The 987-nt window shown below is 38.0% G+C and carries 1 protein-coding gene; it reads left to right on the top strand.

Going from position 1 to position 987, the window contains the following annotated elements:
* Positions 1 to 726 precede the first annotated feature (726 nt).
* Positions 727 to 873 carry a hypothetical protein gene (locus tag BG32_RS15485; protein WP_014731569.1) on the top strand — a complete coding sequence of 49 codons (147 nt, stop codon included), beginning with the start codon at positions 727 to 729 and terminating at the stop codon, positions 871 to 873.
* The last annotated feature ends 114 nt before the right edge of the window (positions 874 to 987 follow it).

The raw sequence follows: 987 nt of genomic DNA, 5'->3' as shown, positions 1-987 counted from the left end.
ATAGGGATTGAGTCTATTAATAGTGTTTTCACCATTGTTACAGCGGTATCTGCCTTCTATATCCTCTACAAATTCAAACTTTCAGTCATCTGGATCGTATTTGGTACGGGCATATTGGGCGTTTTTTGGAGCTTCTTTTTACCTCTATAAACCACAACAAACTAGCAAAGGCTAAACTTATAAAAGGTATTCGCCTCATTAGACAATGCGAACTTTCGATTTCTATTTTTGATTTTTACACTCGCATGAATTACTAGTTTAATTTTTGTGAGATCAGTTTCTAATCTTGCCTCGCAAAGGTTATAATTAATAGTACAGCATATGATTTGGTCATATTTATAGTTCTTACGTTTGATTATCTGTTCTACGCTTCATCATAGTCGTTTGTCAGCGATTATCACCTTTTGCACCTGATTATCACTTCCATTCTTCTTCTATTGATGTTTGCGTATTTGATTGCTCTTGTTCTAGAATGTAGTTGTTATCTTGTTCATGTAGAGATGCTGTTGTTTTCTTCTTGTCCATCCGACCAAACATTTATTCGTAGTAGCTTGAGTTTTGTTAAGAAATTTTAGAGGTGGAGAGAGATTCAAAAGGTAATTTATCACTCGAACACTTGACCAGGAGGTGCGGTGTATGTGGAAGATACCTGAAGAAGAAGATCACTAAGAGTAAGGTGCTGAAACGGAACGAAATTCATCAAGCAGATTTTTGGAGGTGAAGTGAATGAAAAAGGTAGCAGCAATTCTTCTTATTGGATTGATAGCACTTGGTGGAGTTACTCTTGCAGGACCTGGACTTTGGAAGATTCCCGAAGGCGAGTTTACCGTTGATGGTGGCCCGGGACTTTGGAAGATTCCCGAAGGTTATTGATTTTCAACATCGATTTTTTCATGGGTAAAGGGAGGTTAGTTTGATGAAAAAGATGATCGCAATTCTTTTGATAGGTTTGGTATCGTTTGGTACGGTTGCGCTTGCAGGACCTGG

It is taken from the genome of Mesotoga sp. HF07.pep.5.2.highcov, from assembly GCF_003666285.1.
GTDB classification, from domain to species: domain Bacteria; phylum Thermotogota; class Thermotogae; order Petrotogales; family Kosmotogaceae; genus Mesotoga; species Mesotoga prima.
Note: the sequence above shows the minus strand (reverse complement) of the source record. Positions and strands in the feature narration are given on the sequence as shown.

Coding starts and splice junctions, on each gene's coding strand:
- BG32_RS15485 (WP_014731569.1), top strand. CDS start 727: ATGAAAAAGGTAGCAGCAATTCTTCTTATTGGATTGATAGCACTTGGT.